A 12,758-nucleotide genomic window follows, 5' to 3' on the forward strand; every position below is an offset into this window, starting at 1 on the left:
CGTCAGGCCCCGAGCTGGGTGACAAAACGGGACTCGTCGTAGCGGGGACCCGTGTTGTACGGCAGTTTCGACAGGGCGGTGGCCATCGCGCACGTGTTGCTGACCGCGGCGAACGTGAGCCCGCCACCGATGGCGGCCGCCGCCCACTTGAGTTTCGGCACCGCGACACTTCCGAGCACGGAGGTCAGGACGATCGAACCGGCAACCAGGCGGACCTGCCGTTCCAGCTCCCAGCGCTGCGTGCCGCGGTCGACGTCGAATCCGCTGCTCTCCCAATCCGAGAGTCCGCCGCGCAGCACCGCACCGTCGGTGACGCCGACGCCGGCCACCAACGTGTGCGCCTGGGCGGCGCGCTGGCCGGAGCGGCAGACGTACACCACCTCGCCGTCGAGCCGGGCGGCGACGTCGTCGAGACGAATGCGCAGCACGTCGAGGGGCACATTGCGCGCCCCGGCGATGTGCCCGGTCTCGAACTCGGCGGGAGTCCGCACGTCCAGCACCGTCGGTGGCGTTCGGGACTCCAGGCGCCGGCGCAGGGCGGTCGGGTCGAGGGTGGCGGCGCTCATCGGTCATCTCCCGTCGGGCTCGAGGGCATCTGCGCTACTTTCCCCGCCCGAGCGTGACTGTGACCTAGTTAAAATCGCCGCGCATCAAACGTGCGTGCGGTCGCCCCTGGTGCGTCGGGTCACGATGCGCGCGACCACGTACAGCACCACACCGACCACCAACAGCACACCGGCGAACAGCCACACCGTCGCGCTCTGCTGGGTCAGCAGCAGCACACACGACGCCACCCCGAGGACGGGGACGAACGTCCACACCCGGAAGTGGGGATGCTCCACGTGATCGCGGCGCAGCACCAGCACCGCGACGTTGGTCGACAGGAACACGAAGAGCAGCAGCAGCACCACGGTCTGAGCCAGCGTCGACAGATCTCCGACGAGGGTCAACAGCATCGCGACCACCGTGGTGGCGAGGATCGCCACCCACGGGGTGCGCCGGTTGGGCAGCACCCGGGTGAGCACCGCCGGCAGCAGGCCCTGCTCGGCCATCCCGTAGGTCAACCGGCTCGACATGATCATCGTCAGCAGGGCGCCGTTGGCGACGGCGATCAACGCGATCAGGCTGAAAACCCAGTCCGGGATGCCGACACCGGACGCGCCCACGACCGCCAGCAGCGGACCCGACGACTTCGACAGCTCCTCGGGGGGCAGCGCGATCGAGGACGCCAGACCGACCAGCGCGTACATCACACCGGCGGTGATCAGGGCACCGAACAGGGCGCGCGGGTACACCCGGCTCGGATCCTTGATCTCCTCCACCACGTTGGCCGACGTCTCGAACCCGACGAACGAGTAGTAGGCGATGATCGCGCCGCCCAGCATGGCCATGGCCGGGCTGGACCCGTCCGGGAACTCGACGACGCGGCCGATATCGCCGTCGCCCCGGCCGAGCATCACGGCCACCACCGCGATCACGATCAGCAGACCGGACAGTTCGATGACCGTCATCACCACGTTCGTCTTCAGCGACTCGCTGATCCCCCGGGCGTTCAGGCACGCCACCAGCACCAGGAACACCAGTGCAGCGGGAACGACGGGCACGTCGACGAACGTCGCAAGGTAGTCCCCGGAGAACGCCAGCGCCAGTCCGGCGGCACTGGTCACGCCGGCGGCGAGCATCGAGAAGCCCACCAGGAACGACAACAGCGGCTTGCCGAACGCCCGGTCGGCGAAGACCGCCGCCCCGCCCGCGCGCGGATACTTCGTCACCAGTTCGGCATACGATCCCGCAGTCAGCAGAGCCATCAGCAACGCGATCACCAGCGGCGCCCAGAGCACGCCGCCGACTTCGTCGGACAGCACTCCCATCAGCGCATAGATCCCCGCGCCCAGCACGTCGCCGAGAATGAACAGGAACAGCAGCGGCCCGGTGATCGACCGGGCGAGCTTGGTCGGCGCGGCGGTGTCGACGGCCCGCGCGGTGCCGGTCTCCGAAGACATGTGAGTCATGCGATGTCCCTCCCTCGGGCCGACGGCAGGCCGGCTCGCCGGGATCTGTACCCGTTGCGCGGAGTTGTAGGCCCCGAACCGCCGCGGAGGTCAGAATGAGCGCATGCGCTTCGGGAACTTCATGGCACCGTTTCACCCGACCGGACAGAATCCGACGCTGGCGATCGAACGCGATCTCGACCTCGTCGTGGCGATGGATCGCCTCGGATTCCACGAGGCATGGATCGGCGAGCACCACTCGGCCGGCTTCGAGATCATCGCCTCACCCGAGGTGTTCATCGGTGTCGCTGCGGAGCGGACCAAACACATCAGGTTGGGCACCGGGGTCAGTTCGCTGCCCTATCACCACCCGCTGATGCTCGCCGATCGGATGGTGCTGCTGGATCATCTGACCCGCGGCCGGGTGATGCTGGGGTGCGGGCCGGGCCAGCTCACCTCCGACGCGCACATGCTCGGCATCCCGGCCGACGAGCAGCGTCCCCGTATGGAGGAGTGCCTCGACGCCATCATGCGGCTGCTGCGCGGCGAGACCGTCACGATGCACACCGACGGATTCACCTTGCAGGACGCGCGTCTTCAGCTGAAGCCCTACAGCGACCCGTGCTTCGACGTCGCTGTTGCGGCGTCGTTCTCGCCGACCGGTCCGCGCGGCGCGGGCAGGCACGGCATCGGGATGCTGTCGATCGCCGCGACCGCCCGGCAGGGTATGGACCTGTTGGCCCAGCACTGGAGGACCTGGGAGGAGGTGGCCCTCGAGCACGGCCATGTCGCCGACCGGTCCAAGTGGCGGCTCGTCGGCCCGATGCACCTGGCCGACACCCGGGAGCAGGCCGAGCGTGACGTCGCCTACGGCATCGCCGAATTTTCCCGCTATTTCAGCCACATCCTGCCCGCCGGTCCGGTGCAGGGCGACACCGTCGAGGAGATCATCGCCAACAACCGGGAGTCGGGATTCGCGGTGATCGGCACCCCCGAGGACGCGGTCGCCAAGATCGAGGAGCTCGTCGAGGCGAGCGACGGCGGGTTCGGCGCTTTCCTGCTCTTCGATCACGATTGGGCGCCGCCTGCGGCCAAGCTGCGCAGCTACGAACTGTTCGCCCAGTACGTGATCCCACACTTCACCGGACAGCTTGCCGCACCGGCCGCCTCGCGCGACTGGGTCACCGACAGTGGACGCGAATTCGTCGACCGCGCCGCCCACGCGATCGGCAAGGCGATCGAGGACCATGCCGCCGAGCAGCAGGCCAAGCACACTCCGGCCACCCCCTAGCGCGTCTTGACCCCGGCCGAGCCCGATCCGACCGCACTGGCGCAGCACCGGCTCGAGCAGTGGCGGCTGCGTGCCGACGGACCTGCCGAGCGCAGCGGCGACGCACTGACCCTGCCGGTGCGAACGGCCGACGGGACGCCGGCACTGCTCAAGATCGGTGCCTCGGACTCCGAGCATCTGGTGCTGCGCCGCTGGGGCGGCGACGGTGCGGTGCGGCTTCTGCGGGCCGATCCCCACGAGCGGGTGCTCCTCACCGAACGAGTGGGGCCGACGACGCTCGACGCGCTGACCGACACCGAGGCGTGCGAGATCGTCGCGGGACTCTACAGCCGCCTGCACGTTCCCGCCCTGCCCCGATTGCCCTCGGCCACAAAGGCTTTGCGTCGCTGGGCGGACCGTCTCGATGACCTGGACCTCAGCGTCCCGGTGCCGCGCCGGTTGATTGAACAGGCCTTGGCGCTGACCCGCGACCTGAGCGCCGACGCATCGGAGGTGGTGCTGCACGGCGACCTCCAGTTCTCCTCGGTGCGCGCCGCCGACCGGGAACCGTGGCTGGCGGTCGATGCGCGCCCGGTCAACGGCGATCCGCACGACGAACTGGCCCCGATGCTGGTGCATCGCTGGGAGGACTACGCCGGGCACGTCCGCGATGGCGTGCGGCACCGCTTCTGGACGCTCGTCGACGCCGCCGGGCTCGACGACGACCGGGCGCGCGCGTGGATCGTGGTGCGGATGGTCCGTCTTGCCACCGGCGCCTCCGGCGCGAATGCCTCCGCCGCGGTAACCCGCTACCTGGCGATCGCGAAGGCGGTGCAGGACTGAGCCGCTTACGGTGTGACGATGACCGATCCGATGGTCCAGGAGATGCTCGACGAGTTCGCGCTCGGCAAGCTCGTGCACCGCTACTCCCGCGCGGTCGACCGTGGTGACGCGGCGGCTCTGCGCGGCCTGTACCACCCGGACGCCACCGATGCGCACGGCGGATTCTCGGCCGGCTCGGCCGCTGATCTCGTCACGCAGATCATGGCGGCGCGTCCGTACCTGCGGTCCATGCAGCACCACGTCACCACGATGAACTTCGCCGTCGAGGGGGACGTCGCCGAAGGTGAGATCTACATGCTGGCGACACACACCCTGGATGCCGGTGATCACGACGTCGACGTCGTGGTCGGCGGCCGCTACCTCGACAGGTACGAAAAGCGCGACGGCGAGTGGAGATTCACCGCCCGTAGCATCGTGACCGATTGGGCGCGGGTCAGCGACCCGTCGGCCACCGACCTGAGCCACCCCATCACCCGGGGCACCGCGACGGGAAGCCCGGGTCCGGACGATCCGTCCCATCGGTTCTTCTCACTGCTCTCCGGCGGCGCATGACGATTCGATGAACATGCGGCCTGTCGCGGAGGAATACGCGTCGGCGCGGGTACCGATGGAGGCATGGCTCTGGTTCCCAGCACGGGTTTCGCCCACGTCCGCATCACCGTCACCGACATCGCACGGTCCAAGAAGTTCTACGACACGGTGTTCGGATGGCCGCTGGTCGTCGACGCGTCGTCGATGGCCGATGATCCGGGGGTCGCGGAGTCGCAGGAGCGGTTCTTCGGCGGCGCGGTCTATCAGACGCCACAGGGCACGCTGTTTGGCCTGCGGCCCGGCGGCAGCGGCAGCTTCGATCCCACCCACATCGGGCTCGACCACGTCAGCTTCGCCGTCGCGAGCCGGTCGGATCTGAATTCCGCTCAGGCGGCGCTCGCGGACGCCGGCATCGAGCACGGCGCCATCACCGTGCTCGAAGACGCGGGGATCGCGATCCTGTCGTTCCAGGATCCTGACGACATCAACATCGAACTGACCGCACCGCTGAGCTGAGCCCGGCGCTCAGGTCACCGACGTGGGCGCGTCGGCCAGCGCCACCAGCGCGGTGTCCGGGCGCACCGGGACCTGGTCGGCGTGGAACCAGCGGAAGGCGAGGTTGCCCCGCGGATAGTCGACCGTGGACACCGAGTTCGGGTGTGTTGTCTGTCTTTTGGCGATCACGATGGTCACCGACCCGTCGCTGTTGGGCACCGCCGTGTGCCCGTTGACCGACACTCTCCCGTCGGTCACGATGTGACCGCCCATGAACTGGTTCCACACCACCATGTTCCAGAACCGGCACTGCGGAGGGCGGTGGGTGACGACGAGTGCCTCGTCGTCGCCGAGAACGAAGCTGCCGTAGGAGTAGCAGGCGTCGCGGGCTGACCAGCCGAAGTTGCTGTCGGGCACCCGGTACGGCTCACCGAACTCGTTGGCCACCTGGGTGACCTCGTGCCCGAGGGCGTGGGCGTCGTCGACGCGGGCGCCGACGGCGAGGGGCACGATCGCGAACATCGTCCGCAGCCAGGCCGCACACGCCCGCAGCGCCGCGGCCGTCTCCTGATCGCCGTGCCGGATGGGGTCCGGCTCGTCAAGTGCCTCGATCTGCCAGCGCACCGGCCGCCCGGACGTCGGATCGACCTGATAGTCGCGCGTCACCAGCACCGCCATGCCCGGCAGCGGTCCGATCTCGAAGGAGAAGTCGCCGGCGGCGTCGAGGTGGCCCGCGCTGTCCAGATCGCTGTCGTTGACGATGTGCACGACGCGATCCGACCAGCTGCCCGGGGCGGGCTCGTTGTAGGCCGTCACCGAGAAGTACACGCTGTCACCGCGATTCCCGCTGACACGGTAGCGGCGGCGCTCGTCGACCGGGCATAGGTGGTACCACGCGTCGGTGTTGTCCCCGCCCCAGCGCCGATCGCGGCGGAATGGGGTGTTGAGTTCGATGAACTGCGGCCGGCTCGGCTCGGCGAACAGGTAGGTGTCGAACGCGACGCCGAGCGTGGTCGCCAGCATCCGGTACCCGTCGGCGAGGTTCCGATCGTCGACGACGGCACGGTCACCGTCGGTGAAGCTACGGTCGAGCCCTCCGAGGGTCTCGACCAATTCCCGCCATGCCGAACCGGATTCGCTGCCGAGGTGGCCTTCCGTCACGTGCTGATTCCTCTCATGATCAGGGTCGCGGCGCGATCCAGCCAGTCATTGTCGGGGGCCGCGCCGCGAGTCAGCAGGGACACCAGCGTGATACCTGCGACCGCCTCGGCCAGTTCGTCGGCGGACACATCCGGCCGGACCTCGCCGCGCGCGGCCGCGTCGCTCAGGAAATCACCGAGCCCGCGCGTGATGACGTCGCCGAACCTCTCGAGCAACGCAGCGTGCAGCGTGGGATCGGCAGCCATCTCCCCGATCAGACCGGGCAGCGCGGCGCGGGCAGGTGCGAGGATCGCGGCCACGCGCCGCACCATCTCCCGGATGTCGCCGGCCAGGGATCCGGTCGACGGGATCCGGGTGGCCTCCCCGATCGGGAACACGGCCTCGTGCACCAGGTGCGCCTTGCTCGGCCAGCGCCGGTAGATCGCGGGCTTGCTGGTGCCGGCGCGCTGGGCGATGGCCCCCACCGACAGTTCGGCATAGGGCACCTCGCCGATCAACTCGGCCGTGGCCGCGAGGACGGCGTCGTCGATCTGCCGATTGCGCGGTCGGCCAAGGTCTGTCGTCATTACGTGACTCACAGTAACATAAGTGGCTGTGACGGACACCACATCCGATGTGATCATGCTCGACGACCTGGCAGCACCGCGATACAACCCTGCCGCACAACAGGTTCGGGACATGATGGCCGCGATGGCGGACGAGTGCCCGCTGAAGTCGGACGCCCTGCACGCCGCCGCCCGGCAGGCGACCGGGCTGGACGACTTCGGCGCCGACGACTACCGCGAACGGCTGGACATTTATCTCGGCTCGCTCGCCGATCTCGACGACATGCACGCTCCCGGCCGGGTGAACTTCTTCAGCCAGCTCACGCAGTGGTTGACGAACCGGCTGCTGCTCACCGACCTGCTGCGCCGCCATCCGCAGATCCACGACATCGAGTTGGCGCCCCCGGTGGTGATCGCCGGACTGCCGCGCACCGGGACCACGCATCTGCACAACATGCTCGCCGCCGGACCGACTTTCCGCACGATGCAGTACTGGGAGAGCGTGGAACCGTTCCCGCTGCCCGCCGAGGACGGAGTCGAGCCCGATCCGCGTCGGGCCAGGATGGAATTGGCGGTGTCGATGATGGACCTGCTGATCCCCCACTTCCGCAGCATGCACGAAATGACCACCGATCATGTGCACGAGGAGATCCAGCTGCTGGCCAACGATTTCTCCACGATGCTGATGGAGACGCTCGCGCATGTGCCCGCCTGGCGGGACCACTACCTGCGCTCGGATCAGACGCCGCACTATGAGTATCTGCGCACTCAGCTGCAGGCGATGCAGTTCCTGCGAGGCGGACGCCGCTGGCTCCTCAAGTCACCTCAGCATCTCGAGCAGTTGCCGGTGCTGGACCGCGTGTTTCCTGGCGTGGTGGTGGTGTGCACTCATCGCGACCCGGTGCCGGTGGTGCTGTCGATGCTGGCGATGGTCGTCTACGCGGCACGGATGTACAGCGCAGCGCCGCCGGTCGAGACGATCGCCGCCGCATGGGTCGACCGGCTCGAGCTCATGCTCGCAGCGCTGATCCGTGACCGTGACCTCATCGGGAGCGGCCGTTCGGTGGACATCCGGTTCGACGACTTCATGACCGACGAGGTGGGAACCGCCGAGCGGGTGTACCAGCTCGCCGGCGAACCGATGACCCACGAGGCACGTGCGGCCATCGACGCCTACCTGGTTGCCCATCAACGCAACCGGTTCGGCAGGGTGGTCACCTCGTGCGAGATGTTCGGCGTCGAGGAGCAGGACCTGCGTCGCCGGTTCACGCCGTACGCGGAGCGCTTTTCGAGGTGAGCCCGCTCAGATGATCGGATCGTCGTCGGGGCGGCGCAGCCGGAGCCACCGGTAACCGTAGGCGCCCAGTTGGAGGTCGACCCTTCCCTTGGCGTCGAGCGATTGCTCGGAGAGGCCATCGAGCAGATCGACGAGGACACAGCCAGGCCCCACGTCGTCGAGAACTATCGGCACGATGACAGCCTCGGCCCCGAAGTTGTGCAGGGCGAGCATCAACCAGCCCGACTCCTCCCGGCAGACGTGGGCGAGCACCGCACGGTGGGGTTGCTTGACCACTTCTGCTGTTGCCCAACCGATCTCGGGCTGCTGGCGGTAGGTGTAGATGAGGTCGCGAATGAACCACCAGAACGAGCCGTGATCATGACGCTGATCGGCGACGTTGACGCGCTCAGGGCCGTAGAGCCCGTCGGGCAGCGGGCGGGGAAGCCGTCGACGAGGGGCGCGGGAGAAGCCGCCGTTGTCGCCGTCCGTCCACTGCATCGGCGTTCGTACCGCGAAGCGGCCAGGGATCTCGAGGTTCTCAGCCATGCCGATCTCCTCGCCGTAGAACAACACCGGTGTCCCCGGCAGGGAGAACGCGAGCGAGTACGCCATGCGCATCCGCCGTTCGTCTCCACCGAGCATCGACGGAAGCCGGCGCCGCAGACCCCGGCCGAACAGTTGCATGTCCGGGTCGGGGCCGAACGCGTCGAAAACCTCCTGGCGCTCGCTGTCGGTGAGTTTGTCGAGGGTGAGTTCGTCGTGGTTGCGCACGAAATTGGCCCATTGGCTGGTGATGTCGAGGACCGGACGCTGGCGCAACGCCTTGGCGATCGGCCGGGCGTCGCCGCGGGCGAGGGAGAGGAAGATGTTCTGCATTCCGATGAAATCGAATTGCATGTTGAGACCGTCTCCGTCGGCCCCCCCGAAGAACTTCTTCTGTTCCCGGTAGGGGACGTTGACCTCACCGAGGAGCACGGCATCTCCGAGGCGCCGGGTGACGAAGTTCCGCACGTCGCCCAGGTAGCGAAAAGGATCGAAGACGCCCGGGTCTCCAGGCGCACCGTCGTCGGCGAACAGAAACGGCACCGCATCGACCCGGAACCCGGACACCCCGAGCGCGAGCCAGAACCCCAGGGTGCGCGAAATCTCCTCCTGAACACGAGGATTGGCGATGTTCAGGTCAGGCTGATGCTTATAGAAGTGGTGCAGGTACCACTCGCCGGTTCTGGGCTCCGGCTCCCAGATGCTGTCCTCCTGGTCCGGGAAGACGACATCCTTCGCACTCGACGCCGGCTCGGTGGAACTCCAGACGTAATAGTCGCGATACGGATCGTCCTTACTCCGTCGAGCGGATTTGAACCAGGGGTGCGCATCTGAGGTGTGGTTCATGACGAAATCGACCACGACACGGATTCCGGTGGAACGGGCGGTGCGGACGAGTTCGACGAAGTCACCCAGGTTGCCGAGGCGGGGGTCGACCCCGAAGAAGTCCGTGATGTCGTAGCCGTCGTCCTTGCGGGCGGTCGGATAGAAGGGCATCAGCCACAGGCACGTCACCCCGAGGTCGAAGAGGTACTCGATGCGCTCGGTCATCCCCCGGATGTCGCCACATCCGTCGCCGTTCCAGTCGTAGAAGGTCTCGACGTCGGCGCAGTAGAAAACGGCGTTCTTCCACCACAGGTCGCCCGTCTCGATGGTCCTCATGCCGACGCCGTCGCCGGTTGCGGCGCGGTGGGCGACAACTGCGACAACACGTGCTCACCGAACGCATCGATGAACGGGGCCTGGTGTCGACCCACGAAGTGCAGGTACAGCTCATCCCAGCCCTGCTCGATGTCCTGGTGAAGCCACGCGGCATGTTGGCGCAGATCGCTCGAGACGCGCACCGACTCCGCAACCCGCTCGCGGCTCACCGCCTCGCCGATGACGTCGAACGCCTCGACGCTCTCGGTGTCCCAGCAGACCGGCGGAGCGAAGACGTTGTTGCGCCACTGGTCATGCGCGACGGCCAGCGCCTCCTCATCGGTCGGCGCCCAGCTCAGGTGAATCTGAAGCCTGGCGGGACCCCGTCCCCCCGCCTCGCGGTAGGCGTCGAGGACCCGGCGGGGTTTGTCGCCGGGTTGATTGACCGTGATGAGACCGTCCGCCCATGCGGCGTGGCGGGTAGCGGTGTCCGGGGTCACCGCGGGGCCGACCAGGTCGGGCACCGCCTCGGGCAACGTCCACAGGCGCGCCCGGTTGACATGGACGAGACCTTCGTGGGTGACCTCTTCGCCGTGCAGCAGTCGCCGGATCACCCCGACACACTCGACGAGGCGCCGATCGCGAACCTCCTTGACGAATTCTTTGATGCCCAGTGGGCCGAGCTCGCGTCCGTAACCGGAGCGGTTGACACCTCCGAAGGGCAACTGCGGTTGTGAGCTGGTGGGGTAATTGATCCAAACCATGCCGGCCTCCAACCGGGCGGCCAGGTTCTGAGCCCGCTGCTCGTCCTTGCTCCACACCGAAGCACCGAGAGCGAACGGTGTAGCGTTGGCGAGTTCGATTGCCTCAGAATCGGTTTCGACCCGGTAAACCTGCGCCGCCGGTCCGAAGAACTCCGCACGGAAGGCCGGATTGTCCGGTGTGATATCGGTGAGGATGGTCGGCTCGACGTAGGCGCCTGGGCGCTCGATGCGGCTACCGCCGAGGACCAGCGTGGCGCCGCCGGCGACGGCCTGTTGTATCTGATCGATCAGGCGTTGCGCGGCCTGCTCAGAGCTGAGCGGGGCGAGGGTGGTGGCCTCGTCGGTCGCGTCACCCGGCCTGAGCGCGACCATGCGTTCTTGCAGAGCCTGCAGGAAGCGGTCGTAGAGGTCGCCCAGGACGATGAATCGTTTCGCGGCGACGCAACTCTGGCCGCAGTTCGTGACGCGGGCGGTCACCGCGAAGTCCAGCGTGCGCTCGAAGTCCTCATCGTCGAGCACGATGAACGGGTCGCTGCCGCCGAGTTCGAGCACGGTCTTCTTCACCTCGTGTCCCGCGCGCTCGGCGACCGACTGGCCGGCGACATCGCTCCCGGTCAGCGAGACTCCGCGCACCAAGGGATTCGAAATGATCCTTTCCACCGCGCGACCGGGCACGAGTAGGTTCACATAAACGCCGCGTGGCAGGCCCGCGTCGGTCAGCAGTTTCTCGATCGCGATCGAGCATTGCGGACACTGGCTCGCGTGCTTGAGCACGATGGTGTTGCCGGCAGCGATATTGGGCGCCGCGAAGCGTGCAGCCTGGTATATCGGGAAATTCCATGGCATGACGCGGAGCAGTACGCCCAATGGTTGGAAGCGCATCTCCGCGCTGCCCGCGTCCACTTCCAGCGGTTCGGGCGCGAGTAGCTTCGCAGCGTTCTCCGCGTAGTAGCGAAAGATCTCGGCGCTCAGATTCACCTCGCCGCGCGCTTCGTGACGAAGCTTGCCCATTTCCAAGGTCACCAGGCGGCTGAGCTCATCAACACGTTCCAGCATCAGGTCGGCGGCGCGGGCGAGCGCGGCCGACCGCTCACTGACGGGACGCTCGCGCCAGAACAGGAAGGCCTGGTGGGCGTCATTGACGGCGTGATCGACCTGTTCGTCGCTCATCGGGTTGAACTCGCGCACCAGCTCTCCGTTGGCCGGGTTCACCGTGGCAATGGGGGAACGGTGTTCGATGTTGACCGAATGTATAGCCATGGTCGCCTCCAGAATGCGCAGGTGGGTTTGTAGCTCGTGCAGCTCCTCCGGGTTCCCGACGCATGGACTTGATCGCGCCTTCAACATCGGATTCGTCGGGCCCGTCGGTTCGTGCGCGCACCGTCCCACGCCCTATGCCGGTCATTGCGCCGGGTTGGGATCCCAGCGCGCCCATGCCTTGCCGAGGAGGTTGATGGCTGTCGCGAGGCTGTAGCTCATCGCGTGCAGCGGATTCCGACGCGCGGCGTTGTGGATGGATCCCACGTTCGATGCTTTCTGCATGGCAGCCGACATCTTTCGAAGTGTGGCAATCCGGTCTGCGCGAATCTTGAACCCGGCTGTACAGATTTCGCGGTGCCAATCCGCCCCGTCAGTACCACGGCCGAGGGTCTAGCCACCCGCGCTGCTCAGCTGACCGTTTTCGGGCGCATAATCGATGTGTCCGTCTGGAGACTGGGGTGCGCGATGAGCGAGCAACTGTACGACTTTTTCGGCGAGATTCTTCACCGGCAGTTCCGACCAGCCATAGGCGCATATCCGCGGACCGGTCGTGCGCTCGTCGATAGGTTGCTCACACTCTCTGACCACGTCCCGGATCGATTGGCGCAGACCCGGCGCGCCGCCATGGCATGGGGCAGAACCGAGACGCCGAATGCCAGGATCACCTCCGAACTCTTCGTGATCACCCAACACGGACTGATGTATGCCGTCGGGTTGACCGAGTCGGGCCGGGCGCTGTACTACCTGGCCACGCCGCCCGGCCTGTTCGATCCGTTCGTTGATCAGGTCGACACCGCCGAACTGCGTGAAGGCGCGGTCGTTGTGGTGGACAGCCGGTTTGGCCGCGACCTCGCATCCGCTCATCCGATGGACGCTGCACTGCGCCGGATACTCGATGAGCACGTCGCGCTGCGAGTGGACCTGCCCGGCTAGCAT

Annotated in this window: 13 protein-coding genes; 6 read left to right on the plus strand and 7 right to left on the minus strand. The window is 67.2% G+C overall.

What is annotated here, in order from left to right; translation table 11 throughout:
• Positions 1-2: 2 nt before the first annotated feature.
• Together MCHUDSM44219_RS06405 and MCHUDSM44219_RS06410 are read right to left on the minus strand one after the other, a co-directional pair.
• A complete protein-coding gene (locus tag MCHUDSM44219_RS06405; protein WP_048417405.1) occupies positions 3-566 on the minus strand; it encodes a rhodanese-like domain-containing protein in 564 nt (187 codons plus the stop codon).
• Positions 567-650: 84 nt separating this feature from the next.
• The gene (locus MCHUDSM44219_RS06410; protein ID WP_048417406.1) at positions 651-2,003 is read right to left on the minus strand and encodes an APC family permease; all 1,353 of its coding nucleotides are present in this window, start codon (positions 2,001-2,003) and stop codon (positions 651-653) included.
• A gap of 112 nt (positions 2,004-2,115) precedes the next feature.
• Between MCHUDSM44219_RS06410 and MCHUDSM44219_RS06415 the strand changes: the two genes are divergently transcribed.
• The 4 genes from MCHUDSM44219_RS06415 to MCHUDSM44219_RS06430 all read left to right on the plus strand — a co-directional run bounded on the left by MCHUDSM44219_RS06415 (position 2,116) and on the right by MCHUDSM44219_RS06430 (position 5,151).
• Positions 2,116-3,282 carry an LLM class flavin-dependent oxidoreductase gene (locus MCHUDSM44219_RS06415; protein ID WP_048417407.1) on the plus strand — a complete coding sequence of 389 codons (1,167 nt, stop codon included), beginning with the start codon at positions 2,116-2,118 and terminating at the stop codon, positions 3,280-3,282.
• A gap of 6 nt (positions 3,283-3,288) precedes the next feature.
• Entirely contained in the window at positions 3,289-4,104 is an 816-nt protein-coding gene (locus MCHUDSM44219_RS06420; RefSeq protein WP_048417408.1) for an aminoglycoside phosphotransferase family protein, read from the plus strand.
• Between the two features lie 12 nt (positions 4,105-4,116).
• Positions 4,117-4,656 carry a nuclear transport factor 2 family protein gene (locus MCHUDSM44219_RS06425; RefSeq protein ID WP_048417409.1) on the plus strand — a complete coding sequence of 180 codons (540 nt, stop codon included), beginning with the start codon at positions 4,117-4,119 and terminating at the stop codon, positions 4,654-4,656.
• A 63-nt stretch (positions 4,657-4,719) separates the two neighbouring features.
• Complete coding sequence (locus MCHUDSM44219_RS06430; protein WP_048417410.1) at positions 4,720-5,151, plus strand: VOC family protein; 432 nt, start codon at positions 4,720-4,722, stop codon at positions 5,149-5,151.
• Positions 5,152-5,160: 9 nt separating this feature from the next.
• Here the strand turns inward: MCHUDSM44219_RS06430 and MCHUDSM44219_RS06435 are convergent, their stop codons facing one another.
• Both MCHUDSM44219_RS06435 and MCHUDSM44219_RS06440 read right to left on the minus strand, forming a co-directional pair.
• On the minus strand, positions 5,161-6,291 hold the full coding sequence (locus MCHUDSM44219_RS06435; protein WP_048417411.1) for a DUF1214 domain-containing protein: 1,131 nt from the start codon (positions 6,289-6,291) through the stop codon (positions 5,161-5,163).
• Complete coding sequence (locus MCHUDSM44219_RS06440) at positions 6,288-6,857, minus strand: TetR/AcrR family transcriptional regulator (RefSeq protein ID WP_048417412.1); 570 nt, start codon at positions 6,855-6,857, stop codon at positions 6,288-6,290. Before MCHUDSM44219_RS06440 ends, MCHUDSM44219_RS06435 begins: the two co-directional genes overlap by 4 nt.
• A gap of 55 nt (positions 6,858-6,912) precedes the next feature.
• Between MCHUDSM44219_RS06440 and MCHUDSM44219_RS06445 the strand changes: the two genes are divergently transcribed.
• A complete protein-coding gene (locus tag MCHUDSM44219_RS06445) occupies positions 6,913-8,133 on the plus strand; it encodes a sulfotransferase family protein (RefSeq protein ID WP_109777613.1) in 1,221 nt (406 codons plus the stop codon).
• 6 nt (positions 8,134-8,139) lie between these two features.
• On the opposite strand, the gene MCHUDSM44219_RS06450 is transcribed toward MCHUDSM44219_RS06445, so the two are convergent.
• The 3 genes from MCHUDSM44219_RS06450 to MCHUDSM44219_RS29940 all read right to left on the minus strand — a co-directional run bounded on the left by MCHUDSM44219_RS06450 (position 8,140) and on the right by MCHUDSM44219_RS29940 (position 12,116).
• Positions 8,140-9,819, minus strand: coding sequence for an alpha-amylase family protein (locus MCHUDSM44219_RS06450; protein WP_048417414.1), 1,680 nt, complete (start codon positions 9,817-9,819; stop codon positions 8,140-8,142).
• On the minus strand, positions 9,816-11,822 hold the full coding sequence (locus MCHUDSM44219_RS28760; protein WP_082162085.1) for an aldehyde dehydrogenase family protein: 2,007 nt from the start codon (positions 11,820-11,822) through the stop codon (positions 9,816-9,818). The genes MCHUDSM44219_RS06450 and MCHUDSM44219_RS28760 overlap by 4 nt, the downstream gene beginning before the upstream one ends.
• 141 nt (positions 11,823-11,963) lie before the next feature.
• Positions 11,964-12,116, minus strand: coding sequence for a hypothetical protein (locus MCHUDSM44219_RS29940; protein ID WP_157868753.1), 153 nt, complete (start codon positions 12,114-12,116; stop codon positions 11,964-11,966).
• A 171-nt stretch (positions 12,117-12,287) separates the two neighbouring features.
• Here MCHUDSM44219_RS29940 and MCHUDSM44219_RS06460 point away from each other — a divergent pair, with 171 nt between their 5' ends.
• On the plus strand, positions 12,288-12,755 hold the full coding sequence (locus tag MCHUDSM44219_RS06460) for a glucose-6-phosphate dehydrogenase (RefSeq protein ID WP_048417415.1): 468 nt from the start codon (positions 12,288-12,290) through the stop codon (positions 12,753-12,755).
• Positions 12,756-12,758 lie beyond the last annotated feature (3 nt).

This window comes from Mycolicibacterium chubuense, assembly GCF_001044255.1.
Taxonomy (GTDB): Bacteria; Actinomycetota; Actinomycetes; order Mycobacteriales; family Mycobacteriaceae; genus Mycobacterium; species Mycobacterium chubuense.

Coding starts and splice junctions, on each gene's coding strand:
- MCHUDSM44219_RS06460 (WP_048417415.1), top strand. CDS start 12,288: ATGAGCGAGCAACTGTACGACTTTTTCGGCGAGATTCTTCACCGGCAG.
- MCHUDSM44219_RS06415 (WP_048417407.1), top strand. CDS start 2,116: ATGCGCTTCGGGAACTTCATGGCACCGTTTCACCCGACCGGACAGAAT.
- MCHUDSM44219_RS28760 (WP_082162085.1), bottom strand. CDS start 11,822: ATGGCTATACATTCGGTCAACATCGAACACCGTTCCCCCATTGCCACG.
- MCHUDSM44219_RS06410 (WP_048417406.1), bottom strand. CDS start 2,003: ATGTCTTCGGAGACCGGCACCGCGCGGGCCGTCGACACCGCCGCGCCG.
- MCHUDSM44219_RS06405 (WP_048417405.1), bottom strand. CDS start 566: ATGAGCGCCGCCACCCTCGACCCGACCGCCCTGCGCCGGCGCCTGGAG.
- MCHUDSM44219_RS06430 (WP_048417410.1), top strand. CDS start 4,720: ATGGCTCTGGTTCCCAGCACGGGTTTCGCCCACGTCCGCATCACCGTC.
- MCHUDSM44219_RS06450 (WP_048417414.1), bottom strand. CDS start 9,819: ATGAGGACCATCGAGACGGGCGACCTGTGGTGGAAGAACGCCGTTTTC.
- MCHUDSM44219_RS06440 (WP_048417412.1), bottom strand. CDS start 6,857: ATGACGACAGACCTTGGCCGACCGCGCAATCGGCAGATCGACGACGCC.
- MCHUDSM44219_RS29940 (WP_157868753.1), bottom strand. CDS start 12,116: ATGTCGGCTGCCATGCAGAAAGCATCGAACGTGGGATCCATCCACAAC.
- MCHUDSM44219_RS06445 (WP_109777613.1), top strand. CDS start 6,913: ATGCTCGACGACCTGGCAGCACCGCGATACAACCCTGCCGCACAACAG.